Origin of the sequence: Geobacillus sp. 46C-IIa (assembly GCF_014679505.1) — a bacterium.
Classification (GTDB): Bacteria; Bacillota; Bacilli; order Bacillales; family Anoxybacillaceae; genus Geobacillus.
Map to the genome: position 1 here is coordinate 238,293 of NZ_CP061474.1, position 25,171 is coordinate 263,463.

At 55.3% G+C, this 25,171-nt stretch carries 24 protein-coding genes, 1 pseudogene and 1 riboswitch; of the genes and pseudogenes, 23 read left to right on the forward strand and 2 right to left on the reverse strand.

The features are described from left to right. Positions 1-171 precede the first annotated feature (171 nt). Positions 172-594, forward strand: coding sequence for a mercury resistance transcriptional regulator MerR (merR, locus tag IC803_RS01115; RefSeq protein ID WP_081207237.1), 423 nt, complete (start codon positions 172-174; stop codon positions 592-594). A 97-nt stretch (positions 595-691) separates the two neighbouring features. Here merR and IC803_RS01120 read toward each other — a convergent pair whose 3' ends face one another. After that, entirely contained in the window at positions 692-1,528 is an 837-nt protein-coding gene (locus IC803_RS01120; protein ID WP_081207236.1) for a hypothetical protein, read from the reverse strand. 48 nt (positions 1,529-1,576) lie between these two features. Beyond that, positions 1,577-1,662, reverse strand: a riboswitch (cyclic di-GMP riboswitch). A 168-nt stretch (positions 1,663-1,830) separates the two neighbouring features. On the opposite strand from IC803_RS01120, the pseudogene IC803_RS01125 reads away from it, so the two are divergent. The 3 genes and pseudogenes from IC803_RS01125 (at position 1,831) to IC803_RS01135 (ending at position 4,637) form a co-directional block, all read left to right on the forward strand. Then, positions 1,831-2,215 (forward strand): annotated as a pseudogene (locus tag IC803_RS01125) (DoxX family protein). 30 nt (positions 2,216-2,245) lie between these two features. Further along, a complete protein-coding gene (locus IC803_RS01130; RefSeq protein WP_081207235.1) occupies positions 2,246-2,953 on the forward strand; it encodes a pirin family protein in 708 nt (235 codons plus the stop codon). Between the two features lie 238 nt (positions 2,954-3,191). Beyond that, on the forward strand, positions 3,192-4,637 hold the full coding sequence (locus IC803_RS01135; protein WP_081207234.1) for a S41 family peptidase: 1,446 nt from the start codon (positions 3,192-3,194) through the stop codon (positions 4,635-4,637). Positions 4,638-4,932: 295 nt separating this feature from the next. On the opposite strand, the gene IC803_RS01140 is transcribed toward IC803_RS01135, so the two are convergent. After that, positions 4,933-5,451 (reverse strand): MerR family transcriptional regulator, encoded by a 519-nt coding sequence (locus IC803_RS01140; protein WP_081207233.1) that lies wholly within the window; start codon positions 5,449-5,451, stop codon positions 4,933-4,935. A gap of 220 nt (positions 5,452-5,671) precedes the next feature. On the opposite strand from IC803_RS01140, the gene IC803_RS01145 reads away from it, so the two are divergent. The 19 genes from IC803_RS01145 to hisIE all read left to right on the forward strand — a co-directional run bounded on the left by IC803_RS01145 (position 5,672) and on the right by hisIE (position 24,763). Continuing rightward, positions 5,672-6,844, forward strand: coding sequence for a PDZ domain-containing protein (locus IC803_RS01145; protein ID WP_081207232.1), 1,173 nt, complete (start codon positions 5,672-5,674; stop codon positions 6,842-6,844). Between the two features lie 14 nt (positions 6,845-6,858). Next, complete coding sequence (locus IC803_RS01150; protein WP_081207231.1) at positions 6,859-7,080, forward strand: CsbA family protein; 222 nt, start codon at positions 6,859-6,861, stop codon at positions 7,078-7,080. Between the two features lie 176 nt (positions 7,081-7,256). Then, the gene (uvrB, locus tag IC803_RS01155; protein WP_081207230.1) at positions 7,257-9,236 is read left to right on the forward strand and encodes an excinuclease ABC subunit UvrB; all 1,980 of its coding nucleotides are present in this window, start codon (positions 7,257-7,259) and stop codon (positions 9,234-9,236) included. A gap of 7 nt (positions 9,237-9,243) precedes the next feature. Beyond that, on the forward strand, positions 9,244-12,111 hold the full coding sequence (uvrA, locus tag IC803_RS01160) for an excinuclease ABC subunit UvrA (RefSeq protein ID WP_081207229.1): 2,868 nt from the start codon (positions 9,244-9,246) through the stop codon (positions 12,109-12,111). Positions 12,112-12,241: 130 nt separating this feature from the next. Further along, positions 12,242-12,568 carry a magnetosome magnetite crystal formation protein family gene (locus IC803_RS01165; RefSeq protein ID WP_081207294.1) on the forward strand — a complete coding sequence of 109 codons (327 nt, stop codon included), beginning with the start codon at positions 12,242-12,244 and terminating at the stop codon, positions 12,566-12,568. Between the two features lie 163 nt (positions 12,569-12,731). Then, positions 12,732-13,094, forward strand: coding sequence for a phage holin family protein (locus IC803_RS01170; protein ID WP_081207293.1), 363 nt, complete (start codon positions 12,732-12,734; stop codon positions 13,092-13,094). 111 nt (positions 13,095-13,205) lie between these two features. Then, positions 13,206-14,144 (forward strand): HPr(Ser) kinase/phosphatase, encoded by a 939-nt coding sequence (gene hprK / locus IC803_RS01175; RefSeq protein WP_081207228.1) that lies wholly within the window; start codon positions 13,206-13,208, stop codon positions 14,142-14,144. A gap of 213 nt (positions 14,145-14,357) precedes the next feature. Continuing rightward, complete coding sequence (gene lgt / locus IC803_RS01180) at positions 14,358-15,170, forward strand: prolipoprotein diacylglyceryl transferase (protein WP_081207227.1); 813 nt, start codon at positions 14,358-14,360, stop codon at positions 15,168-15,170. Between the two features lie 111 nt (positions 15,171-15,281). Then, the gene (locus IC803_RS01185; protein WP_081207226.1) at positions 15,282-16,220 is read left to right on the forward strand and encodes a nucleoside recognition domain-containing protein; all 939 of its coding nucleotides are present in this window, start codon (positions 15,282-15,284) and stop codon (positions 16,218-16,220) included. Further along, the gene (ppaX, locus tag IC803_RS01190) at positions 16,217-16,885 is read left to right on the forward strand and encodes a pyrophosphatase PpaX (protein ID WP_081207225.1); all 669 of its coding nucleotides are present in this window, start codon (positions 16,217-16,219) and stop codon (positions 16,883-16,885) included. Before IC803_RS01185 ends, ppaX begins: the two co-directional genes overlap by 4 nt. Next, complete coding sequence (locus IC803_RS01195; protein ID WP_081207224.1) at positions 16,882-17,379, forward strand: acyltransferase; 498 nt, start codon at positions 16,882-16,884, stop codon at positions 17,377-17,379. The genes ppaX and IC803_RS01195 overlap by 4 nt, the downstream gene beginning before the upstream one ends. Positions 17,380-17,751: 372 nt before the next feature. After that, on the forward strand, positions 17,752-18,936 hold the full coding sequence (locus IC803_RS01200; RefSeq protein WP_081207223.1) for an ATP phosphoribosyltransferase regulatory subunit: 1,185 nt from the start codon (positions 17,752-17,754) through the stop codon (positions 18,934-18,936). Positions 18,937-19,105: 169 nt separating this feature from the next. Continuing rightward, on the forward strand, positions 19,106-19,729 hold the full coding sequence (gene hisG / locus IC803_RS01205; protein ID WP_081207222.1) for an ATP phosphoribosyltransferase: 624 nt from the start codon (positions 19,106-19,108) through the stop codon (positions 19,727-19,729). Positions 19,730-19,884: 155 nt separating this feature from the next. Further along, entirely contained in the window at positions 19,885-21,168 is a 1,284-nt protein-coding gene (gene hisD, locus IC803_RS01210) for a histidinol dehydrogenase (RefSeq protein ID WP_081207292.1), read from the forward strand. Then, on the forward strand, positions 21,168-21,755 hold the full coding sequence (hisB, locus tag IC803_RS01215; RefSeq protein WP_081207221.1) for an imidazoleglycerol-phosphate dehydratase HisB: 588 nt from the start codon (positions 21,168-21,170) through the stop codon (positions 21,753-21,755). The genes hisD and hisB overlap by 1 nt, the downstream gene beginning before the upstream one ends. 227 nt (positions 21,756-21,982) lie before the next feature. Then, positions 21,983-22,624, forward strand: coding sequence for an imidazole glycerol phosphate synthase subunit HisH (gene hisH / locus IC803_RS01220; protein ID WP_081207220.1), 642 nt, complete (start codon positions 21,983-21,985; stop codon positions 22,622-22,624). After that, positions 22,624-23,361: a 1-(5-phosphoribosyl)-5-[(5-phosphoribosylamino)methylideneamino]imidazole-4-carboxamide isomerase gene (hisA, locus tag IC803_RS01225; RefSeq protein ID WP_081207219.1), complete on the forward strand. Its 738-nt coding sequence runs from the start codon at positions 22,624-22,626 to the stop codon at positions 23,359-23,361. The genes hisH and hisA overlap by 1 nt, the downstream gene beginning before the upstream one ends. Beyond that, entirely contained in the window at positions 23,358-24,116 is a 759-nt protein-coding gene (gene hisF, locus IC803_RS01230; protein WP_081207218.1) for an imidazole glycerol phosphate synthase subunit HisF, read from the forward strand. Before hisA ends, hisF begins: the two co-directional genes overlap by 4 nt. Further along, entirely contained in the window at positions 24,113-24,763 is a 651-nt protein-coding gene (gene hisIE, locus IC803_RS01235; protein WP_081207217.1) for a bifunctional phosphoribosyl-AMP cyclohydrolase/phosphoribosyl-ATP diphosphatase HisIE, read from the forward strand. Before hisF ends, hisIE begins: the two co-directional genes overlap by 4 nt. Positions 24,764-25,171: the final 408 nt, after the last annotated feature.

Sequence of the window (25,171 nt, forward strand, 5' to 3'; positions counted from 1 at the left end):
TTCGCCATTCATGACGGGCCGCTTCGCTCTAACTCCGGCGGGGGACATTGACAGAACGGAGTTATTCAGGTTGGGGGGATTTGCTTCCTTCACCAGTCAAGGAAGGTAGGGTTTCGTCCCCCCTTCCCCTTTGTGACCGTGCACGGTGGATTCTTTCGGTGAGGTGGTTGGATGAGAACATATCGTACTAGCGAAGTGGCAGCGAAATGCCATATCAATAAGGAAACGCTCCGGTATTACGAGCGGAAAGGGCTCATTCCAGAAGCCGAGCGGACAGAAGGCGGATATCGGTTGTATACGGAAGAAACGATCCGGCGAATCCAGTTCATTAAGCGGCTGCAAGAACTCGGGTTCACCTTGGCGGAAATTGATAAACTGCTTGGCGTTGTCGATCGGGATCGCGATCGATGCAAAGACATGTATCGCTTTGTTACGCAAAAGATCGAGGAGGTTCAAGCCAGCCTTCGCGATTTGAGGCGGATCGAAGCAATGCTCCAGCGGTTAAAGGAATGTTGTCCTCATGAAGACAATTTATATAACTGCCCGATTATTGATCTGCTGCTCGAAGAACGGCCGGACGAGGAAGGGCAATGAAAGCAAGTGGGCGGATGAAGCTCTGACGAAAAGACGGCTGCCCTCATTCGCCGGTTTTTCGGGCTTTCGGGCAGCCGCTTGTCCATTCAAGGAGCCGTTATTCGTCACTAGCGTCATCTGGGCTGTCGCTGTTCTTGCCATCGTCGTCTTGATCATGGCCTTCATCATCATCTTGGTCATCGTCATCCTGATCATCATCGCCAGGCTGTCCCGTGGTGTTCCCTTTGTCGGATTGCTTGACGGAAAGTTTCCGCGTCCGGCCGCTTCCGTACTTCCACTCGAGTTCGAGACGGAACGGGGTATCAAGGGAAAAGAGAGTTTGGATTTTGGTGATGACTTGATCATTTGGCAGCGATGGTGATGCTTGCAAGTCATTAATGAGCGCTTGAACATCGCTTGCCGTCACTTCGCCTGTCTGGTCTTTCATGTGTAAATGGGAATGGCGTTTAGACCAATGATAGCCAACTTTAATCGTTTGGTTAGCCGCCGTTTTGATTTGCAGCTCCAGCTTTTGGACGACATTGCTTAGCTTCGCTTTTCCTTTCTTTTCCGCTCCGTCTTTAACGCGGTCGTTGTCGCTGTCGGCATCTTCTGGTTTAGTGCCGAGCGCCACTTCGGCGCTGTTTGTCAGCCCATCGCGGTCGGTATCTTCGTCCCCATCTAATATTTTGTCTTTGTCTGTGTCTGTTTTCGTCGGGTTTAAACGGAGGTTGTATTCCACTCGGTTTGTTAAGCCGTCGCGGTCCTTGTCTTGGTTGGCGACATTTTTCCCTAAGCCGAGTTTGTACTTCAGTTCCCAATCGTCTGGGATGCCGTCTTTGTTTTTATCGGCCCATTTTGGTTTGGATTGCTGTTTTCCCTTAGCCTCGGCCACCGCCCACCCTGGCGAAAAAAGCAAGGCGGCCGCGAAGCAGCTGATCAACATTCGCTTCATGTTTCTCTTCCCCCTTCATCAACGATAACGATGGATTGTGAAGATACGTTCGGCAGCTGGCTGGCATAGCGTCTTGCGCCGTAGCCCCTTTAGCTTTGCGCCGCGCCGTTTCCAGCGCTTTGCCTTTTCGCCGTATCCTCCCGCAGGAGAAGATGCGGCGGTATCTATCCCTACTATAAGCTTCCCTAGCTCCTAAGGTAAATCATCCATTTGTCCCATTTTTTCGCTTGCCTTTTCCCCTTTTATTTTTTTATAATTATCTCGAATTCAAGAATTATTCATTAGTAGTATTGGGTGCCATTATGATGAGTCTTGGTTTACTCGTCATTCGGACCGTCTTCGGATTGACGTTTGCTGTGCATGGAGCGCACAAATTGTTCGGAACGTTAGGAGGGGATGAGTTGTACGGAACAGCTGGGTGAAGCCGCTTGGGATGAAACCTGGAAAAGTGATGGCGGCGGACGGCTTAAGTGGACTGGCCGGCGGGCTGTTGTTTGCGATCGGAGGGTTGACACCGCTGACGGCGCTTTTCATGATCATCCCGATGGCTGTTGCGATCGTGAAGGTGCATGGGCCGAACGGGTATTGGGTGACGCAAAACGGCTATGAATAAATATAGCCATTATCGCTGTAGCGCTCGGGGTGGCGCCCGCTGGACCAGGGCGGTACGCGCTTCATGCTGTATGATTTCAATAATGAATAAAGGAGAGGAAAATAATGATCCGCATTGACCGGGCTTCGTCCCGCTATCATGCCGACTACGGTTGGCTGAAAACGTACCATAGCTTTTCGTTTGGCGAGTATTACGACCCGAACAACATTCAGTTCGGACCGCTGCGGGTGTTAAACGACGATTTCGTCGCGCCGCTTGCTGGCTTTAGCGCTCATCCGCACCGGGAGATGGAAATTGTGTCGATCGTGTTAAAAGGGTATTTGCAACATGAAGACAGCACAGGACATAAGGCCGTGACGACGTTTGGCGGCGTGCAGCGGATGTCTGCCGGCACCGGCATCGTTCACTCGGAAGTGAATCCGTCGGCGACCGAAGAAGTGAACTTTTTGCAGCTTTGGTTTTTGCCGGAAGAACACGGGTTAACGCCTTCGTACGAGCGAACCGAGTTTCCGATCGAGAAGATGACAAATGCGTTGCTGCCCGTCGTGGCGAAACAGCCGTCTTCTCCGGGAATCGCTCACATTCACCAAGATTTGACCATTTATCTTTCCGACTTGGAAGCCGACTATGAACTGACGTTTACCCAGCCGGAGGGACGGAAAATCTTTGTCTTTGTCATTGAGGGGAACTTGTCACTAAACGGTGAGGCCGACTTGCAGCGACGCGATGCAGCCCGCATAACGGAAACACCGACGCTTCGCCTGTCGACGAACGAAGGAGCGCGGTTCATGCTCATTGACTTGCCAAACTAAAACTTAAAGGAGGGGGCATCTTTCGCCAATACGGCGGGGATGCCTCTTTTTTCCGTGTCCGTATGAGTTGAGAAATCAAAAGGGAGCGTGTAAACTAATAGCAGGGATGGACGGCGATTCCCCTATGGCGAGAACGGGGAAGCATACTCAGTACAAGCCTGACATATGATGGAGATAAGGGCATGGCACGGCGTTAGGCGGTGCTTTTCCTTTATGTACAGGGTGAGGAGGAAACAACGTGAAAAAAACGACGACGGCCGTATTGATGGCCATATCGATGCTCATCGGGGCCGGCGGGACGTATGCCGGTTTGCAGTGGGCCGGTGGGGCGGAGGACGGTCCGATGTCGGCGGTCATTTCCGCTGAACCGTCCAAAGCGGCAAACGATAACGAAGAAATGAAAAAAATCCGCCAGGCGTATGAGCTGATCAAAAGCCGATACGTGGAAAAAGTCGATGAGGAACAATTGACGGAAGGCGCCATTCAAGGGATGATTGGCACGCTTGACGATCCCTATTCCGTCTACATGGACGCGGAAACGACTGAACAGTTTAATGAGTCGCTCGACTCGTCATTTGAAGGGATCGGCGCTGAAGTGAGCATGATCGACGGGAAAGTGACGATCGTGGCGCCGATTAAAAACTCACCGGCGGAAAAAGCGGGACTGAAACCGAACGATCAAATTTTGCGCGTCAACGGGGAAAGCCTTGAAGGGCTCGATTTGTATGAGGCGGTGCTGAAAATCCGCGGCAAAAAAGGGACGACAGTGGAGCTGGAGATTCTCCGCCCAGGCGCGAAACATGTCATGAAAGTCAAAGTCGTCCGTGACGAAATCCCAATCGAAACGGTGTATGAGGCGGTGAAAACGCATGACGGCAAAAAGGCCGGCTATTTGCAAATTACGTCGTTTTCGGAAAACACGGCCGCTGACTTTAAAAAGAAACTAGCGAAGCTTGAAAACGAGAAAATCGACGGGCTTATTATCGACGTACGCGGCAATCCGGGCGGCTATTTGCAAAGCGTCGAGGAAATTTTAAAAGAGCTCGTCCCGAAACAGAAACCGTATGTGCAAATTGAAGAGCGCGATGGCGACAAACAAAAATTTTATTCTGAGTTAACGGCGAAAAAACCGTATCCGATCGTTGTGCTCATCGACCAAGGCAGCGCGTCGGCGTCAGAAATTTTAGCCGGCGCGCTGAAGGAAGCAGGCGGCTATAAGCTCGTCGGCGAGACGACGTTCGGCAAAGGGACGGTGCAGCAGGCCATCCCGATGGGCGACGGCAGCAACATTAAGCTGACGCTCTACAAATGGTTGACGCCGGATGGGCATTGGATTCATAAAAAAGGAATCAAGCCGGATGTGGCGGTTGCGCAGCCTGAGTTTTTCCACGTCGCTCCGCTCCATGTGGAAAAACCGTTCGTTTATGATATGAATGATGAACAAATTGCCAACGCGCAAAAAATGTTAAAAGGGCTCGGGTTTGACCCGGGCCGTACGGACGGCTACTTCAGCAAAGAAACGGAAACGGCGGTGAAAGCATTCCAAAAAGCAAATCAACTCCCGGCCACCGGACGGATCGATGAAACGACGGCTGACGTACTGCAAGCGAAAATTATGGAAGCGATCCGCGACCCGAAGCACGACGTACAGTTGAAAGCAGCGTTAGACGTGTTATTCCCATAAACAGCGGTGGAGCTCCCAGCCTAGGGGGCTCTTTTCTATGAAAATCCCGCGCCGGTGAGTGGTGATTTTCATCCCCGGGTGGAGGGCAAACCGTTGCCTATGGCTCTTTTCTATGAACATGCGCGCACCTTGATCCGTCGCTGTTAAGTTTCGGGGGAAAGCAAACGTCGCCCATAGAACTTTTCGCCGGACATGCGTCTTTCTTACGCCGCTGTCATGGGGATGTCCGGATGGAGCGCGAACGTTTTTTGCAAAAAAAAAAAAACGCCCTGCACAGGGCGGAACGCCTGGGACGTCAAGCAAACAACCCCATCACCCGCCCGAGGCCGCGCCGTTTCCGCTTTGGTTTGTCCGGTGTTTCATGGGAGGAAGGCGGCCGATTGTTCAGCTGCTGTTCGAGACGGGCGACAAGCTGTTCGAGGGCGGTGAGGCGGGCAGTGATTTCTTCCATTTCCCGGCGGTGATGAAGAAGCTGAATCGAAACAACGTCATCCGCTTTTTGTTCTAATTGTTGTTCGAGTTGATCAAGGCGCGAGGCTACCCGGGTTAATTCTGGTTCGACATATTCTTGAAACAAAGCGTCAATGGGAACGTTCCGCGGCGGTGTCGAGGGACGGTCAGGAGCCGGAGGCGCTTCGAGTGCCGCGCCTTGTTCAAATTTGACCCGTTCGAGCAAGGCGACTGTTTTTTCGTCAAACAAATAGTGGCCGGCTTCGTTTCTTCGCAGCGGAATGTCATATTTCCGCACCCAGCGTTGAACCGTTTTCGGCGAGACTCCAAGTCGGGCGGCGACATCAGTCGTTTTTAATTCCATCGTTCCACTCCTCCTTTTTCATCTTCTGTTATATCCTTTTTCGATCTCCATTGAAAATCCTGCCTGGCCGACAAAACTAGTGCCGATTCGGCAAAGAAAGTGGAAAATGGCGCAAATTCGCCATAAGCAGCAAAAAAGATTACGACAGGCATAGGATTTGTCTGTGCCATTTGGTAGAATAGAAGATAAAGACTCGTGAACGAAGCAAGGGGGGAAGCGGATGGCAGCATGGGGGTTGGAACTGCTTGAAGGCATCGCGGCCGTAGGGCGGCAGCCGCTCCTTTATTATGGCGCCCTTTTAGCGATGGTCGCCGGCTGGCGGCGGGTGAAGCGGGAGCGCGGCGATTTTCATGTGCGCATCCATCATCCGTGGCGAGAATGGCGCGGGCTCTGGACGTGGGGATGGGCAGCCGGCGCGTTGTTGTCCGCGGCGGCGATCACCGTTGGGATCGCGTTGCCTCGCGAGGCGGTGTGGATGGTGACCGCGCTGACCGTTGTCATCGGCTTAACGATGGAGGCGCGCCTATTGTCGCCGGCGTATACGGTTGGCGGTGCGCTCGTGCTGCTCGGTTTAGTCGGGCAAAGCGGGATGGTGGGCAGCATATTCCCTGATGGCGCAACGGCGGGGACGTCTTTGGCTTTGTTGCTTGTGCTGTTGCTGTTAGCGGAAGGATGGCTCATCCTCCGCTCGCGGAACGGGGCCGTCTCACCGCAGCTTGCCAAAAGCAAGCGGGGGATGACGGTCGGCATGCAATGGGCGCAGCGCTTTTGGTTTGTGCCGCTCGTGCTCCCGATATCCGGCGGTGCGCTGCCGCCGGTTTCGTGGTGGCCGCTCCTTCCGGCCGGGGACGACTATTCGCTCTGGCTTGTGCCGTTTCTTCTCGGGTTTTCGCAACGCCGGCAGCACGTCATGCCGTCGGAAGCGGCGCGGGAGGAAGGACAGCGTGTGCTTCGGCTTGCGCTTCTTGTCACTCTGCCGGCTGTTTTTAGCGTGTGGTACGCACCGCTGGCGTTTGTGGCGGGGGCTATGGCCATCATCGGCCGCGAGTGGATCGCTTTTTCCGGGCACCGCGCTGACCGCGCCCGCCCGCCCCGCTTCGCCCGCCATCCGCAAGGGCTGGTGATTGTCGGCGTGCTTCCTGACTCGAAAGCGGAGAAAATGGGGCTGCAAATCGGGGAAATCATTATGAAAGCGAACGGCGCCCCTGTGCGGACGGAGGCGGAGTTTTACGAAGCGCTGCAGCGCAACCGGGCATTTTGTAAACTTGATGTCGTCGGGCATAACGGCGAAGTCCGCTTTGTCCAAGGGGCGTTGTATGAAGATGAGCATCATGAGCTGGGCTTGCTGTTTGTGCGCAATCGGGGCGCGTCGGCGTCCGAAGCTGTTTCGTAAAGGAGACTGAGCATATGTGGTTTCTCGCGGCACTCATCATTCCGTGCCTGCTTGTCTTGTTATTTGCACGGGTGACCTACAACCGGTACATCGCGTTGTTGTTGACGATCGCGTTGCTTGTCGCTTCGTATGTCAAAGGGTATACGGACGAACTGCATGAAATTGTCGCCGATATTGCCTCGACCATCACCGGCTTCTTGTTGGCCGGCCGGATGTTGGACAATATAAAAAAGTGACGGACAGGCGGGCTTTGAAGAGGCCCGCTTTTTCACGTTCTGTACGCGGGCAAATGAAGAGATGACAATGGAAATCGCTGCGTTGATTGGCACGAATATCAGTTCGCGTTTTTTGTGCATCCGTCAAGGGGATGTGATACAATGGGGAGAGATGGATCGGAGAAGGAGGAGAAACGGTGGACGACCGTTTTCAATTAGTGTCATCGTATCAACCGCAAGGTGATCAGCCGCAGGCGATTGAAAAATTGGTTGACGGCTTAACGCGCGGAGTGACGCACCAAACGCTGCTCGGGGCGACGGGAACGGGCAAAACGTTCACCATCTCGAACGTCATCGCCCAAGTGAACAAGCCGACGCTTGTGATCGCCCATAACAAAACGCTCGCTGGACAATTGTACAGCGAGCTGAAGGAGTTTTTTCCGCACAACGCCGTCGAATATTTTGTCAGCTACTACGATTATTATCAGCCGGAAGCGTACGTCCCGCAAACGGATACGTATATTGAAAAAGATGCGAAAATTAACGACGAGATCGATAAATTGCGGCACTCGGCGACTTCGGCGCTGTTTGAGCGGCGGGACGTCATCATCGTCGCCAGCGTGTCGTGCATTTACGGCTTAGGGTCGCCGGAAGAATATCGCGAGCTTGTTGTTTCGCTGCGCGTCGGCATGGAGATCGAGCGCAACACGTTGTTGCGGCGGTTGGTCGATATCCAGTACGACCGCAATGACATCGACTTCCGGCGCGGCACGTTTCGCGTCCGCGGCGATGTCGTCGAGATTTTCCCGGCGTCGCGCGATGAGCATTGCATCCGCGTCGAGTTTTTTGGCGATGAAATCGACCGCATTCGCGAAGTCGACGCCCTGACGGGTGAAGTGCTCGGCGAGCGTGAGCACGTCGCCATTTTCCCGGCGTCGCACTTTGTCACGCGTGAGGAGAAAATGCGGCTTGCGATTCAAAACATCGAACAAGAGCTCGAGGAGCGGCTTGCCGAGCTGCGCGAACAAGGGAAGCTGTTAGAAGCGCAGCGGTTGGAGCAGCGGACGCGCTATGATCTTGAAATGATGCGCGAAATGGGCTTTTGTTCCGGAATCGAAAACTACTCGCGCCATTTGGCGCTCCGGCCGCCGGGTTCAACGCCGTATACGCTGCTTGACTATTTTCCGGACGATTTTTTGATCATCATCGATGAATCGCACGTCACGCTCCCGCAGCTGCGCGGTATGTACAACGGCGACCGGGCGCGCAAGCAAGTGCTCGTCGACCATGGCTTTCGCCTGCCGTCGGCGCTCGATAACCGTCCGCTCACGTTTGACGAGTTTGAACAAAAAATTAACCAAATTATTTATGTCTCCGCGACGCCGGGGCCGTATGAGCTTGAACATAGCCCGGGCGTCGTTGAACAAATCATCCGCCCGACCGGGCTTCTCGATCCGACGATTGACGTTCGTCCGATCGCCGGGCAAATTGACGATTTGATCGGGGAAATTCGCGAACGTGTTGAGCGGAACGAGCGGACATTGGTGACGACGCTGACGAAAAAAATGGCGGAAGATTTAACGGATTACTTGAAAGAAGCGGGATTGAAAGTCGCCTATTTGCACTCGGAAATTAAAACGCTTGAGCGCATTGAAATCATCCGCGATTTGCGGCTTGGCAAATATGATGTGCTCGTCGGCATCAACTTGCTTCGCGAAGGGCTCGATATTCCGGAAGTGTCGCTTGTCGCCATTTTGGACGCCGACAAAGAAGGATTTTTACGCTCGGAGCGCTCGCTCATCCAGACGATCGGCCGCGCGGCGCGCAACGCGAACGGCCATGTGATCATGTACGCCGATACAGTGACGAAATCGATGGAAATCGCCATTCAAGAGACGAAGCGGCGCCGGGCGATTCAAGAGGAATACAACCGCAAACATGGCATCGTGCCGCGCACGATCCAAAAGGAGATTCGCGATGTCATCCGCGCGACGTATGCGGCCGAAGAAACGGAAACGTACGAGGCGAAGCCGGCGGCCGCCAGCATGACAAAACAAGAACGGGAAGCGCTCATCCGCCAGCTGGAAGCGGAGATGAAAGAAGCGGCCAAAGCGCTCGACTTCGAGCGGGCCGCCCAGCTGCGCGATGCGATTTTCGAGTTGAAAGCGGAAGGATGATGGCCGGGTGAACGGAACGGATAAAATTATCGTCAAAGGGGCGCGTGCCCATAACTTAAAAAACATTGACGTTGAAATCCCGCGCGGACAGCTCGTTGTGTTGACCGGGCTGTCCGGGTCGGGCAAGTCGTCATTGGCGTTTGACACGATTTATGCCGAAGGGCAGCGGCGCTACGTCGAGTCGCTGTCGGCGTATGCCCGCCAGTTTTTAGGGCAGATGGACAAACCGGATGTCGATGCGATCGAAGGGCTGTCGCCGGCCATTTCGATCGACCAAAAAACGACGAGCCGCAACCCGCGCTCAACCGTCGGCACGGTGACGGAAATTTACGATTATTTGCGGCTGCTGTTCGCCCGCATCGGCCGGCCGTTCTGCCCGACGCACGGCATCGAAATTCAATCGCAGACGATCGAGCAAATGGTCGACCGGCTGCTCGCGTACCCGGAGCGGACGAAAATGCAAATTCTTGCCCCGATCGTCTCGGGAAGAAAAGGGACGCATGCGAAAGTGCTTGACGATATCCGCAAGCAAGGGTATGTGCGCGTCCGCATTGACGGCGAGATGCGCGAGTTGACCGAAGACATTGAGCTGGAAAAAAATAAAAAACATTCGATTGATGTCATCGTTGACCGGATCGTGATCAAAGACGGCATCGCATCAAGGCTCGCCGATTCGCTTGAGACGGCATTGAAACTCGCCGACGGCAAAGTAATCGTTGACGTGATCGATCAAGAGGAGCTGTTGTTCAGCGAAAAGCACGCCTGCCCGTACTGCGGCTTTTCGATCGGGGAGCTTGAGCCGCGCCTCTTTTCGTTCAACAGTCCGTTCGGCGCTTGTCCGGACTGCGACGGGCTTGGGGCGAAGCTCGAAGTGGATCTCGATTTGGTCATCCCGAACAAGGAGCTGACGTTAAAAGAGCACGCCATCGCTCCGTGGGAGCCGCAAAGCTCGCAATATTACCCGCAGTTGCTCGAAGCCGTGTGCCGCCATTACGGCATTCCGATGGACGTGCCGGTGAAAGATTTGCCAAAAGAGCAGCTCGATAAAATTTTGTACGGCAGCGGCGGGGAGCCGATTTATTTCCGCTATACGACCGATTTTGGCCAGGTGCGCGAACAATACATCACATTTGAAGGAGTCATTCCGAACGTTGAACGCCGTTACCGCGAGACAAGCTCCGATTACATCCGCGAGCAAATGGAAAAATATATGGCCGAACAGCCGTGCCCGACGTGCAAAGGCTATCGGCTGAAAAAAGAAAGCCTGGCCGTCTTGGTCGGCGGCAAACATATCGGTGAAGTGACCGCGATGTCGGTGACCGAAGCGCTCGCCTTTTTTGAAGGGCTTGAGCTGACGGAAAAAGAAGCGCAAATCGCCCGTCTCATTTTGCGTGAAATTCGCGACCGGCTCGGCTTCTTGCAAAACGTCGGCCTCGACTATTTGACGCTCAGCCGCTCGGCGGGAACGCTTTCCGGCGGCGAGGCGCAGCGCATCCGGCTGGCGACGCAAATCGGCTCGCGGCTGACGGGGGTGTTGTATGTGCTTGATGAGCCGTCCATCGGGCTGCATCAGCGCGACAACGACCGGCTGATCGCGACGTTAAAAAGCATGCGCGACCTTGGCAATACGCTTATTGTCGTCGAACATGACGAAGATACGATGCTCGCGGCCGACTATTTGATTGACATCGGCCCGGGGGCGGGCATCCACGGCGGCGAGGTCGTCGCGGCCGGCAAGCCGGAAGAGGTGATGAATGATCCGAACTCGCTCACCGGTCAATATTTATCCGGGAAAAAATTTATCCCGATCCCGGCCGAACGGCGCCAGCCGGACGGGCGGTGGCTCGAGGTCGTGGGCGCCCGCGAGCACAACTTGAAAAACGTCTCGGTGAACATCCCGCTCGGCACGTTCGTCGCCGTCACCGGGGTGTCAGGCTCAGGCAAAAGTACGCTCGTGAACGAAGTGCTTTATAAGGCGCTCGCGCAAAAGCTGCACCGGGCAAAAGCGAAACCGGGTGAACATCGCGATATCCGCGGGCTTGAGCACCTTGACAAAGTGATTGACATCGACCAGTCGCCGATCGGCCGCACCCCTCGGTCGAACCCAGCGACCTACACCGGGGTGTTTGATGACATTCGCGACGTGTTTGCCGCAACGAACGAAGCGAAAGTGCGCGGCTACAAAAAAGGGCGCTTCAGCTTCAACGTCAAAGGCGGGCGCTGCGAGGCGTGCCATGGCGATGGGATCATCAAAATTGAAATGCATTTTTTGCCGGACGTATACGTCCCTTGTGAAGTATGCCACGGCAAACGGTACAACCGCGAGACGCTTGAAGTGACATACAAAGGGAAAAATATCGCCGACGTGCTGGACATGACGGTCGAAGATGCGCTTGACTTTTTCGCTTCGATCCCGAAAATTAAGCGCAAGCTTGAGACGTTGTATGATGTCGGCCTCGGCTATATGAAGCTCGGCCAGCCGGCGACAACGCTCTCCGGCGGCGAGGCGCAGCGCGTCAAGCTCGCTGCCGAGCTGCACCGCCGCTCGAACGGCCGGACGCTCTACATTTTGGACGAGCCGACAACCGGGCTTCACGTCGATGACATCGCCCGATTGCTTGATGTGCTTCATCGGCTGGTCGACAACGGTGATACGGTGCTCGTCATTGAACACAACTTGGACGTTATTAAAACGGCTGATTACATCATTGACCTAGGACCGGAAGGCGGCGACCGCGGCGGGCAAATTGTCGCAGCCGGCACGCCGGAACACGTGGCCGGGGTCGAGGCTTCCTACACCGGCCGCTATTTGAAACCGATTTTGGAGCGCGACCGGGCGCGCATGCAGGCACGGTATGAAGCGGCAAAGGCGTAACGCTTTTGCCGCTTTTTTATCATGTTTGAAGAAGACGGTGAACGCCACGCCTTTTTTTGCCGGCAGCAGGAAACTTTTCCCGGCGGCTGTCGTATATACAGGTAGAGAAACAGGGAAAGGAGATACCGAATTGTCGACCAATAAAGTCCTATCCGCCCTTTGCTATTTCAGCGTCTTTTTCGCGTCGTTCATTTTGCCGATCGTTGTGTATTTTGTCGTAGAGGATCCCGATGTGAAGCACCATGCGAAGCGGTCGCTCGTCTCCCATTTGATTCCGGTGATAACCGTCTTGCTGTTTATCGCGTTGGCGTTTGTTCCTGTTTTGTTCGGTCAGTGGGGAGAGGAATCGTTCTTGTTTAGCGGCGGCCTCGTTTGGTTCGGGTTTTTCGTGGCTGGATTGGTGAACCTCGTTGTTGTCATTTGGAATGTCATCAAAGGAATTCAAGTGTTAAAATAAAAAAAGAGGGAATGGGTGTGCCTTTGGCGTAAGCGGATCGACGAAGCGCGGCGTTGGTGGTGCACGGTCATGACGCAATGTTTGGCTTGTTTTAGGCAACATAAGAAAGACAAAGATGCCGCCGCGGCTTGAAAAACGATCTTACAGCAAAGATGGTGATGGGATGCTCAATTGGTTGATTGGCGTTTTTATTAATACGGTGTTGCTTATGGCAATTGACGGTTATTTTGACGACATTCATTTCAGCGGCATCGGCGCCGCATTTTTGGCGAGTTTGATTTTGGCGGTGTTAAATGCCGTTGTCCGCCCGGTGCTCATTTTATTGACGCTGCCAGTGACCGTATTGACGCTCGGGTTGTTTTTGTTTGTCATCAATGCCATCACGCTGATGATGACGGCGGGGCTTATGGGCGATGCGTTCCAAATCGGAGGGTTCGGCACGGCGCTGCTCGCTTCGATCGTCTTGTCGTTTTTTCACCTGCTCGTGCAAAAAGCGATTATCGAACCGCTGCGCGATCGGTCATAATGGAGACGGGATGGACCGTCTCCATTTTGTTTCCCCCGATGTTTTCCATTCAACGGCGAAACGAAACATGCTACAATGGAAAAAGATGAGGAAAGGGGGGAAAGGCTGATTATGCCAAAAGTGCGGACAAAAGACATCATCGAACAGTTCCAGCTGGAGCTCGTCAGCGGCGCCGAAGGTATTTACCGCCCGATTACAACAAGCGATTTGTCGCGGCCGGGGATCGAGATGGCCGGCTATTTCGCCTATTATCCGGCAGAGCGATTGCAGTTGCTCGGGAGAACCGAGCTGTCGTTTTACGAAACGCTGACTCCGGAAGAAAAACGGGCGCGAATGGAGCGGCTTTGTACCGATATTACGCCTGGGATTATCGTTTCCCGGGGGCTTGAGGTGCCGCCCGAGCTGATCGAAGCGTCCGAGCGCCAGTCGGTGCCGGTGATGCGCTCGACGATGAAAACAACCCGGCTCTCGAGCCGGTTGACCAACTATTTGGAAAGCAAGCTTGCCCCGACAACGGCGGTGCACGGCGTGCTCGTCGATGTGTACGGCGTCGGCGTATTGATTACAGGCAAAAGCGGCGTCGGCAAAAGTGAAACGGCGCTTGAGCTTGTAAAGCGCGGCCATCGGTTGGTCGCCGATGACTGCGTCGAAATCCGCCAAGAAGATGAAGATACATTGATCGGCAGCGCTCCGGAGCTGATTGAGCATTTGCTTGAGATTCGCGGTCTTGGCATCATTAATATGATGACTTTGTTTGGCGCCGGGGCGGTGTTGCCGCACAAGCGCATTTCCTTAGTCATCGATTTAGAGCTATGGGACCCAGAGAAGCAATACGACCGGCTCGGTTTGGAAGAAGAACGCGTGAAAATTTTAGATACTGAATTGCCAAAATTAACAATTCCGGTTCGACCGGGGCGCAACTTGGCCGTCATCGTCGAAGTGGCGGCGATGAACTTCCGGCTGAAGCGGATGGGGGTCAACGCAGCCGAGGAATTTTCAGCGCGGCTGAGCGATGCCATTGAAGAAGAGGAGCATGATGAAAGCCGGTGATGTTTTTTGGTTTCTGTCGCCGTTGATTTCTAACAATTCAAAACATCAAACGTTTCTCAACAGGAGAATGTCTTTTTAAGCTGTCTATTTGATTCAATCACCGGCCCTTTCAGATGAACAAGGAAATTCCGATCAGGATGGCCATTGACAGAAGATCGAATGATGGCAGCGGGGCTGCGTCGGCCATCCGTCACCGCAAAGGAGGCGTTCAAGATGGAATCGGCAATTGAGCCGTTGGACCGTGTGTTTTTGCAGCTTGGTCCGATCACTATTTATTGGTATGGAGTCATTATCGGCACCGGGGTGCTGCTCGGCTTATGGCTGGCAACGCGCGAATCGGTGCGGCACGGTTTGCCGAAAGAGACATTTGTCGATTTGGTGCTGTTTGCTGTGCCGATTGCCATTGTCTGCGCCCGAGCGTACTACGTGCTGTTTGAATGGGATTACTATTCCGAACATTTGGAGGAGATCCCGCAAATTTGGCAAGGCGGTCTTGCTATTCACGGCGGCTTGATCGGAGGGGTGACGACCGCTATTGTCTTTGCCCGGGTGCGCAGGCTGTCATTTTGGAAGCTGCTTGATATTGCTGCACCGAGCATCATTTTAGGGCAGGCGATCGGGCGCTGGGGCAATTTTATGAATCAAGAGGCGCACGGCGGCCCGGTGTCGCGCCAGTTTCTTGAACATTTGCATTTGCCGGATTGGATCATCAATCAAATGTACATTAACGGCCAATATTGGCACCCGACCTTTTTGTACGAGTCGCTTTGGAACCTCATCGGCTTTTTCTTGCTGCTTTGGCTGCGGAGCGTCAATTTGCGGCGCGGCGAGCTGTTTTTGTCGTACTTGATTTGGTATTCGATCGGCCGCTTTTGGATTGAGGGAATGCGCACAGATAGCTTAATGCTTACCGAACATTTGCGTATGGCGCAAGTGATGTCCATTGCCCTCATTGTTTTTGCCGTCGCCTTGTGGATCGTGCGCCGGGCAAAAGGCTGGGCGAGCGCACGGTATCAAGATGAATAGTGGCTCCGGTTGGTGTAAGACGGATGAGAAAAAGGATGCCGTGTTTGGGATCACGAGAATCATGGCTTCGCTGCACCGCGGCATGAAGACAAGCAAAGGAGAGAGAAGAACATGACAGGAACGTTGCAGCGCGGCGTGCTCGCCGGACTGAAGACGTCATGGGCGCTCGGCAAAATCATTTTTCCAGTGACGCTCATTCTGGCGCTGTTGCAGCCGACGCCGCTTTTTTCGTGGCTCATTAACTTTGTCACCCCGTTCATGAAATGGTTCGGCTTATCCGGCGATGCGGCCGTGCCGCTGGTGCTCGGCAATTTGCTTGGACTGTACGCGGCGATTGGGGCGATGCTGACGATCGAGTTTACGGTGAAAGAAGTGTTGATTTTGGCGATCATGCTCTCGTTTTCCCATAACTTGATCGTCGAGTCATCCGTCGCTTCGCGCACGGGAATGAGCGTTTGGCTCATGCTCGCCGTGCGCATTAGCTTGGCCGTTGTGTCCGGGCTGTTGATCGCCCATTTCTGGGACGGCGGGCAGGAAATCGCCCAGTACGGCTTTATGCCGAAGGAAGACGCGCCGCCGGTCGGCTGGATGGCGATCGCGTTGGCGGCGTTGAAAAAAGCCGCGACTGGCATCGTCCAGTTGGTCGCGATTGTCATTCCGCTGATGACGGTCATTCAAGTGTTGAAAGAACGCCACTGGATTGAGACGTTTTCGCGCTGGATGGCACCGGCGACGAAGATGCTTGGCATGAGCGCGAACACGTCGCTCACGCTCGCGGCCGGGTTTGTGTTCGGCCTCGCTTATGGCGCTGGTGTCATGATTCAAGCTGCGAAAGAAGACGGCGTCTCCAAACGCGACTTAACGTTGGCGTTCATTTTTCTCGTCTCATGCCATGCGGTGGTGGAGGATACCCTCATTTTCGTTCCGCTCGGCATTCCGGTATGGCCGCTGCTGGTGATCCGCTTAGTGACGGCCGTATTGCTGACGATGGCGGTGGCGTTCCTTTGGCGCCGCCTTGAACAACCGAAAAGAAAGGAAGCCGCTTCATGACGATTCGCACGATTTTATTTGACCTTGATGGAACGTTGATTGATACGAATGAGCTCATCATCCAGTCATTTTTGCATACGCTGGAGAAATATTATCCGGGCCGCTACGGGCGTGAGGACGTCTTGCCGTTCATCGGGCCGTCGCTGTACGAGACGTTCAGCTCGCTCGATCCGGAACGAGTCGAGGAGATGGTGAAGACGTACCGCACGTTCAACCATGCCCGTCATGACGAATTGATCCGCGAGTTTGACACCGTGTATGAAACGGTTGAAACGCTGCACCGCCATGGCTTCCGCCTTGGCGTCGTGACGACGAAAATACATGACACGGCGCTCATGGGCTTGCGGAAAATGCGGCTTGAGCCGTTTTTCTCGTGCGTTATCGGTCTCGATGACGTCAATCGTCCCAAACCGGATCCTGAACCGATTCATAAGGCGCTTGAGGCGCTTGAATCGACACCGGACGAAGCGCTGATGGTCGGCGACAACTACCACGACATTTTGGCCGGCAAAAACGCCGGCGTGAAAACAGCCGGCGTCGCCTGGGCGATTAAAGGCCGCGAGTATTTGGAACAATATGAACCGGACTATATGTTGGAAAAAATGAGCGATTTGCTGGCCATTGTCGGCATCAACGAACGGAAGGAGGAATCGCTCTCCCGGTGAGACGAACGACCAAATACCCCGTCCACGGGGCGAATTCGCTCTGGCAGTTGTATCGGACCGTCTCGTTTTGGAAAGTGTTGAAAAACGTCATCATCATTCAAATCGGACGCTACACGCCGTTTTTGCCGCTGAAAAATTGGCTGTACCGCACGTTTCTCGGCATGAAGATCGGCGAGCAAACGGCGCTCGCCTTTATGGTCATGCCAGACATTCTCTTCCCAGAAAAAATCCATATCGGCCGCAACTGCGTCATCGGCTACAACACGACCATTCTCGCCCACGAATATTTAGTGGACGAATACCGCCTTGGCGATGTGGTGATCGGCGATGAGGTGATGATCGGCGCCAACTCGACCATTTTGCCCGGTGTGGTGATCGGCGACCGCGCCGTCGTCGCCGCCGGCACGGTCGTTCATCAAGACGTCCCGCCCGGGGTGATGGTCGCGGGTTGCCCGATGCGCATCGTCCGCACGAATGAACCGCCTTCCGAGTAACGGGGGCGGGTTTTTTGTTTGCGGAGAGAAAGGATTCTGAAAAAAATGGTAAAATGAATGAACAAACTATTTTTATGAAGTAAGAGTTCCCTGTTCCACGACGAAAGTTCTCTTTCGTCTCCCGGAGCATGACTGCTCGTCGCCCTTCGACGATTCGGAGTTCTTTTGCGCCTTGGAGATTTCGGAAGCAGCTGCATGCACAAGGTGGAGCGAGATGGACAGGCATTTCTTCGTTTGGAAGAGTCCTTGTCCATTTTGTTGTGGATGGCGCGTTTCCTCTTGACGTTGTGACCGCAAAGGAGTAAACTACTAATAACTTCACTTCTCTACCATATTAGCAAACTAAAGCATTTTGATAAAGGGCGTGGGAACATGGCAAAAAGGCTGTTCATGTTTGAAAAACCGTTAGGCATGCGCGATACGCTGCCATTTTTATATGAAATGAAAAAGCAAGTGCGCTCGGTGATGGCGGAAGAAATCGAGCGCTGGGGCTATGAGTTTATCGAGACGCCGACGCTTGAGTATTATGAAACGGTCGGGGCGGCGTCGGCAATTGATGATCATCGGTTGTTTAAGCTCTTGGACCAGCAAGGGCACACGCTCGTACTGCGGCCCGATATGACGGCGCCGATTGCTCGGGTGGCGGCGTCGCGCCTATATGAAGACGGCAACCCGCTCCGGTTGGCGTACAACGCCAACGTGTTTCGCGCGCAGCAGCGCGAAGGCGGGCGGCCGGCGGAGTTTGAGCAGATCGGCGTTGAGTTGATCGGCGACGGCACGGTGGCGGCCGATGCCGAGGTGATCAGCCTGATGGCCGCGCTGCTGAAGCGTGTAGGGCTTGGCCGCTTTTCGGTGGCGGTCGGCCATATCGGCTATGTGAACGCGTTGTTTTTAGAAATTTTAGGAAATGAAGAGCGTGCGAGTGTGCTGCGCCGTTTCTTATATGAAAAAAATTATGTCGGTTATCGCGAGCATGTGAAGGCGCTGCCGCTTTCGTCCATTGATCAAAAACGTCTTCTCGATCTTCTTTCCTTGCGCGGAGGCAGCGAGGCGATCGAGGCGGCAAAAGCGCTGGCTTCGAGCGAGGAAGGACAGCGAGCCGCTGATGAGTTGACCGCGCTGTTAGCAGCGCTCGAGACGTACGGGGTGACTGAGGCGGTGAAACTCGATATGGCGCTTGTGAGCCATATGAGCTATTACACCGGCATTTTGTTTGAAGTGTACGCCGAGCAAGTGGGATTCCCGATCGGCAACGGCGGGCGGTATGATGAGTTGTTGGCGAAGTTTTCCCGACCGGCGCCGGCGACGGGATTTGGGCTGCGCGTCGACCGATTGATCGAGGCGGTTGGCGAGACGGATGTGCGCGGGGAGATTGAGTGCATCGTCTTCAGCCAGGAGCGGTTGGCGGAGGCGGTTGAGCTCGCCGAGGCGAAGCGGGCGGAAGGCAAGCGCGTCGTCTTGCAGCATATCGCCGGCATTCGCGATATTGATGCTTACAGCCAGCGCTACCGGTCGATCGTCTATTTGCTTGGCCGGAGCGGACGCGAGGGGCAATGAACGTCACGACGTGGGAGAAAGCGGACAACAGCCATTCAACCCGTTGGTTCGCGCGCTTACGTCCGAGCGTGCCGCAACCATCAAAGGGATGGCGGCTTGACTGGAGGGCGCGCGTCAACGAGCGCGGGGGTTGGCGCTGACGCATGACGACAAGCAAGGAGGAAGAGCGATGCTGACAATTGCGATGCCGAAAGGGCGCATTTTTGAAGAGGCGGTCGAGCTGCTGCGGCGGGCGGACTATGCGCTGCCGCCGGAGTTTGACGAATCGCGCAAGCTCGTCATTGACGTGGTCGAGGAAAAGATGCGCTTTATTTTGGCGAAACCGATGGATGTGGTGACCTATGTTGAACACGGGGTGGCGGATTTAGGCATAGCGGGAAAAGATGTCTTAATGGAGGAAGAACGGAACGTCTATGAGCTGCTCGATTTGCACATCAGTCGCTGCCATTTGGCCGTCGCGGGGCTGCCCGGCGCTGCGATGAATGAAATTGCGCCGAGGGTGGCGACGAAATATCCGAACATTGCGTCGACGTATTTTCGCGAACAAGGGGAACAAGTAGAAATCATTCGCCTAAATGGCTCGATTGAACTCGCTCCGCTCATCGGCTTGGCCGATCGGATTGTCGATATCGTCTCGACAGGAAGGACGTTGAAAGAAAACGGGCTTGTGGAGCTTGAGCGGATCGCTGACGTGACGTCGCGCCTCATCGTCAATCCGGCGAGTTATCGGTTAAACGGTGGGGACATTGAACGGCTGGTCGAACGATTAGCGGCGGTCATTCCCCAGCTGTAGGAAAAAAGGTGCGACAGAGCGGAACGGGCGGTTTCCCACGGATGATTTGGTGGAGCCTCGGCCTGGCGTTGCCCGCTGGCGGAGTGGCGTTCGCAACGCCGAGGAGGTTGCCAATGGACGAAAACCGATGGACGACACAGAAAGGGGAGCGAACGATGAAAATCGAACGGATTCGAGGCGGCGTTTCGCTGAGGCGGACGATTGAAAGCGGAACGGACGAGCAGCGCCGCGCGGTTCTTGATATTATCGCCAATGTGCGCGCGCGCGGCGATGCGGCGCTGAAAGAATATACGGAACGGTTTGACGGCGTCAAGCTGGATTCGCTTCGGGTGACGGAAGCGGAAATGGAGCGGGCGCATGCGGCGCTGAGCCCGGAGATGCTGGCGGTGATTCGCGAAGCGGCGGCCAACATTCGCGCCTATCATGAGCGGCAAAAGCGCCAATCATGGTGGATGACGAACGAAGACGGCACGATTCTCGGGCAAAAGGTGACGCCGCTTGATGCGGTGGGGCTGTATGTGCCAGGCGGGACGGCCGCCTATCCGTCGTCCGTGCTGATGAACGTCATTCCCGCGCAAGTGGCGGGAGTGGAGCGGATTGTCATCACTTCGCCGCCGAATGAAGACGGTTCGCTTCCTGATGGCGTGCTGGCGGCGGCGCATGAACTTGGGGTGACGGAAATTTACAAAGTTGGCGGCGCGCAGGCGATCGCGGCGCTGGCGTATGGAACGGAAACGATTCGGCCGGTCGATAAAATTTTCGGACCGGGCAACATTTATGTGGCGTTGGCGAAACGGGAAGTGTTCGGGCATGTGGCGATCGACATGATCGCTGGACCGAGCGAAATTGTTGTGCTCGCTGATGAGACAGCCCATGCCGATGAAATCGCGGCGGATTTGTTGTCACAGGCCGAGCATGACGTGCGGGCGTCGGCCATTTTAGTAACGCCGTCAATGAAACTTGCCTTGGCGGTGGCGAGCGAGGTGGAACGGCAGCTTGAGACGCTGCCGCGCCGCGAGATCGCCCAAGCGGCGCTGGAAACCTACGGGGCCATTTATGTGACCGAGACGCTTGATGAGGCCGTTGGTGTGGTCAATGAGCTGGCGCCTGAGCATTTGGAAGTGATGACGGCAGAACCGATGACGCTATTAGGGAAGCTTCGCCATGCCGGGGCGATGTTTTTCGGCCGCTTCAGCTCCGAGCCGGTCGGCGACTATTTCGCCGGGCCGAACCATGTGCTGCCGACGAACGGGACGGCGAGATTCTCAAGCGGCTTGAGCGTCGATGAGTTTGTGAAAAAATCGAGCGTGATCGTTTACAGCGAAGCCGCATTGACACAACATGGCGACAAAATCGCCGCGTTGGCCCGCCTCGAGGGGCTCGAAGCGCACGCGCGCGCCATTGAGGTGCGGCTGAAAAAAGAAAGAGGGGAACGATAATGGCGAGAGAGGCGACGATCGCAAGAACGACGAAGGAGACAAGCATTCAGCTGGCGTTTTCGCTAGACGGTGAAGGGAAGACGGAGCTCGAGACCGGGGTGCCGTTTTTGACCCATATGCTTGATTTGTTTGCGAAACACGGCCAGTTTGACTTGCTTGTTGACGCGAAAGGCGATACGCATATTGACGATCACCATACGACCGAAGATATCGGCATTTGCCTCGGGCAGGCGATCAAAGAAGCGCTCGGCGACAAAAAAGGAATCAAGCGGTACGGCAACGCGTTTGTGCCGATGGATGATGCGCTGGCGCAAGTCGTGATCGACTTGAGCAACCGCCCGCATTTGGAATTTCACGGTGAATTTCCGGCGTCGAAAGTCGGCACGTTCGATGTCGAGTTGGTTCATGAGTTTTTATGGAAACTGGCGCTGGAGGCGCGGATGAACTTGCATGTCATCGTCCATTATGGGCGCAATACGCACCATATGATCGAAGCGGTGTTTAAAGCGCTCGGACGGGCGCTCGATGAAGCGACGATGGTCGACCCGCGCGTCAAAGGCGTTCCGTCGACGAAAGGCATGCTCTAACCGATCGAGGGCGGCGCTCCCTGCGGGGAAAAGCTCCGCGGGCGCAGGGAAGGCGGTCGGATCGAGGGCGGCGCTCCCTATGGGGAAAAGTTCCGCGGGTGCAGGGAAGGCGGCCGGTCGCCAAGGAGAGGTTTGCGCATGAAAGGAGCGCCGTAAAAAAAGCATGCCGTCATACCGTTGTTCATTGAACAAGGGGATGGGCATGGATCAGCGAAGAAAGGAATGGGATGACGATGATCGGGATCATCGACTATGGCATGGGCAACTTATACAGCGTCAGCAAAGCGCTCGAGCGGCTCGGCTGCCCGTATATCGTGAGCGGCGACAACGAGGAGCTGGCGCAGGCGCGCGGGCTCATTTTGCCCGGCGTCGGCTCGTTCCGCGATGCGATGCACATTTTAAATGAAACAGGTTTAGCTGCTTTTATCCGTTCAGCGGCTGAAGGCGGCACGCCGTTGCTCGGCATTTGTTTAGGGATGCAGCTGTTGTTTGACGAAAGCGAGGAAAACGGGCCGACCGAAGGGCTCGGGCTGCTTCGCGGCCGCGTCGTCCGCTTTCCGGGTGTGACGGAAGCCGGGGAGCCGTACAAAGTGCCGCACATGGGCTGGAATCAGCTTCGCTTCCATCGTCCGTCGCCGCTTCTTGACGGTGTCGAGGAAGGGCATGTGTATTTTGTCCACTCGTACTATGTCGTCCCGGGCGACGAAGAGGTCGTGCTCGCCAGCAGCGAATACGATGTCGACGTCCCAGCGGTCGTCGGGCGCGGCAACGTGTTTGGCACACAGTTTCATCCGGAAAAAAGCGGCGCGGTCGGCATGCGCATCTTGAGCAACTATGTCGGCATCGTCACAGGAAGGGAGAATGGCTGATGGCATCGTTTACGATTTATCCAGCGATCGATATGCGCGGCGGCAAATGCGTCCGCCTGCTGCAAGGCGATTACAGCAAAGAAACGGTGTACGGCGATTCACCGGTCGCGATGGCCGAACAATTTGCCGCCCAAGGGGCGGAGTGGATTCATATGGTGGACTTAGATGGGGCGAAAGAAGGGCGGCGCGTCAACGATCGGTTTGTGATTGAAGCGGCCCGCCGTCTTCCGGTGAACATCCAAGTCGGCGGCGGCATTCGCACCGAGGACGATGTCGCCTACTATTTGGAGCGCGGCGTCGCCCGCGTCATTTTAGGAAGCGCGGCGATTGCCGACCCGCCGTTTGTGAAAAAGATGCTACAAACATACGGCCGCCGCATCGTGATCGGCATTGACGCCCGCGATGGCTTTGTGGCGACAGAAGGCTGGCTTGCGACATCAAATGTAAAAGCGGAAGAGCTCGGCCAAATGCTTGCCGAGGCGGGGGCGGAGACGTTTATTTTCACCGATATTGCGACCGACGGCACGCTGTCGGGGCCAAACATCGCTGCTTCGGTCCGTTTGGCTGAGGCGACGGGAAAAGAAGTGATTGCCTCCGGCGGCGTGCGCTCGCTTGACGATTTGCGTGCGCTTCGCGAATACGTCGGTCAAGGCATCGGCGGGGCGATCGTCGGCAAGGCGCTGTACACAAATCAATTTACGCTCGCGGAAGCGTTAAAGGCGGTGAACGAGCGGTGATTACGAAACGCATCATCCCGTGCTTGGACGTAAAAGACGGCCGCGTTGTCAAAGGGGTGCAGTTTGTCCAGCTGCGCGATGCCGGCGACCCAGTCGAACTCGCGAAAGCGTACGATGAGCAAGGGGCGGACGAGCTCGTCTTTTTAGATATTTCCGCCTCGCACGAAGGGCGGAAAACGATGGTCGATGTCGTCGAGCGCGTCGCCGCCCAGCTCGCCATTCCGTTTACGGTCGGCGGGGGGATTCATTCGCTTGACGATATGAAACGCATGTTGCGCGCGGGCGCGGACAAAGTGTCGCTCAATACGGCGGCGGTGCTTCACCCGTCATTAGTGACCGAAGGGGCGGACTTTTTCGGCTCGCAATGCATCGTCGTCGCGATTGATGCGAAATACGATGACACGCTTCAGTCATGGCGCGTCTATACGCACGGCGGCCGCAACGCGACAGAATGGGAAGTCGTCGCCTGGGCGAAAGAAGCGGTGCGCCTTGGCGCCGGGGAGATTTTGCTGACGAGCATGGATGCCGACGGCGGGAAAAACGGTTTTGACCTCGAGTTGACGCGGCGGGTGAGCGAAGCGGTCCCGGTTCCGGTCATCGCCTCGGGCGGCGCCGGCAAGGCCGAGCATTTTCTGGAAGCGTTCGAAAAAGGAAAAGCAGACGCGGCGCTGGCGGCGTCGATTTTCCATTACAAAGAGACATCGGTCGGTCAAGTGAAGGCGTACTTAAAAGAGAGAGGGGTCAACGTGCGATGACAACAGACATTCGCTTTGACGACAACGGGCTGGTGCCTGCGATCGTTCAAGATGCACAAAGCAAAGAAGTGCTCATGCTCGCCTATATGAACAAAGAGTCGCTCGAAAAAACGCTCGAGACGGGGGAAACGTGGTTTTACAGCCGCTCGCGCCAAGCGTTGTGGCATAAAGGGGCGACGTCGGGAAACGTGCAGCGGGTGGTCGACATCCGCTACGACTGCGACGCCGACACACTCCTCGTGTTGGTGGAGCCGGCGGGTCCGGCGTGCCATACGGGGACGTATTCCTGCTTTTCCCGCTCGCTTGACGGCGCAGCGCGCACGCCGGCGGCCGACCGGTTCGCGATTTTGCATGAGCTTGAACAAATCATCGCCCAGCGCGACGCCGAACGGCCGGAAGGAGCGTATACGACGTATTTGTTTGAAAAAGGCGTCGATAAAATTTTGAAAAAGGTCGGCGAAGAAGCGGCCGAAGTGATCATCGCGGCGAAAAACCGAAGCCATGAGGAGCTGAAATGGGAAGCGGCCGATTTGTTGTACCATTTGCTTGTGCTCTTGCGCGAGCAAAAGCTGCCGCTTGACGCGGTGCTGGCGACGCTTGCTGAGCGGCATGCGCAAAAAACAAAAGCAGCCGAACGGAAAGGATGACGAGCGAACGGGAGGACCGTTCGCTTTTGGAGTGAAAAGAGGATGCCCGTCACACAGCTGCTGGATCCATAGTCTGTTTCCATAAGCGGTGTGCAGGGGCATCCTTTTTGATCGTGCAAAAGTTTATTGCATTGCCGGTGGCTGTTTATAAGAGGAGCGGGCAGGGAAACCAAGCCGATGGTCAGCTCCCGATGCCATTGCCGTTGCCAGGTGCTCCTCCTTTGTCGTCCGATGAATGATTGGTCGGTCAGGCCGAGGCGCATGCCGTTTCATCGACTAGTATCGCATCACGAACATTCGCGCCGTTCGATGATCGGATTGGCAGGCGCGTTGGGTTGAAAGTTTTTTACTTGTTTCCGCCGCCAGTGTGGTATACTGTTGTTCGACGAATGTTACGGACGACGGAGG

Bases quoted from the DNA above. Each gene is read 5' to 3' on its own strand.
- merR (WP_081207237.1), top strand. From the start codon at position 172: ATGAGAACATATCGTACTAGCGAAGTGGCAGCGAAATGCCATATCAAT.
- IC803_RS01120 (WP_081207236.1), bottom strand. From the start codon at position 1,528: ATGAAGCGAATGTTGATCAGCTGCTTCGCGGCCGCCTTGCTTTTTTCG.
- IC803_RS01130 (WP_081207235.1), top strand. From the start codon at position 2,246: ATGATCCGCATTGACCGGGCTTCGTCCCGCTATCATGCCGACTACGGT.
- IC803_RS01140 (WP_081207233.1), bottom strand. From the start codon at position 5,451: ATGGAATTAAAAACGACTGATGTCGCCGCCCGACTTGGAGTCTCGCCG.
- IC803_RS01145 (WP_081207232.1), top strand. From the start codon at position 5,672: ATGGCAGCATGGGGGTTGGAACTGCTTGAAGGCATCGCGGCCGTAGGG.
- IC803_RS01150 (WP_081207231.1), top strand. From the start codon at position 6,859: ATGTGGTTTCTCGCGGCACTCATCATTCCGTGCCTGCTTGTCTTGTTA.
- IC803_RS01170 (WP_081207293.1), top strand. From the start codon at position 12,732: ATGCTCAATTGGTTGATTGGCGTTTTTATTAATACGGTGTTGCTTATG.
- hprK (WP_081207228.1), top strand. From the start codon at position 13,206: ATGCCAAAAGTGCGGACAAAAGACATCATCGAACAGTTCCAGCTGGAG.
- lgt (WP_081207227.1), top strand. From the start codon at position 14,358: ATGGAATCGGCAATTGAGCCGTTGGACCGTGTGTTTTTGCAGCTTGGT.
- IC803_RS01185 (WP_081207226.1), top strand. From the start codon at position 15,282: ATGACAGGAACGTTGCAGCGCGGCGTGCTCGCCGGACTGAAGACGTCA.
- ppaX (WP_081207225.1), top strand. From the start codon at position 16,217: ATGACGATTCGCACGATTTTATTTGACCTTGATGGAACGTTGATTGAT.
- IC803_RS01200 (WP_081207223.1), top strand. From the start codon at position 17,752: ATGGCAAAAAGGCTGTTCATGTTTGAAAAACCGTTAGGCATGCGCGAT.
- hisG (WP_081207222.1), top strand. From the start codon at position 19,106: ATGCTGACAATTGCGATGCCGAAAGGGCGCATTTTTGAAGAGGCGGTC.
- hisD (WP_081207292.1), top strand. From the start codon at position 19,885: ATGAAAATCGAACGGATTCGAGGCGGCGTTTCGCTGAGGCGGACGATT.
- hisB (WP_081207221.1), top strand. From the start codon at position 21,168: ATGGCGAGAGAGGCGACGATCGCAAGAACGACGAAGGAGACAAGCATT.
- hisH (WP_081207220.1), top strand. From the start codon at position 21,983: ATGACGATGATCGGGATCATCGACTATGGCATGGGCAACTTATACAGC.
- hisA (WP_081207219.1), top strand. From the start codon at position 22,624: ATGGCATCGTTTACGATTTATCCAGCGATCGATATGCGCGGCGGCAAA.
- hisIE (WP_081207217.1), top strand. From the start codon at position 24,113: ATGACAACAGACATTCGCTTTGACGACAACGGGCTGGTGCCTGCGATC.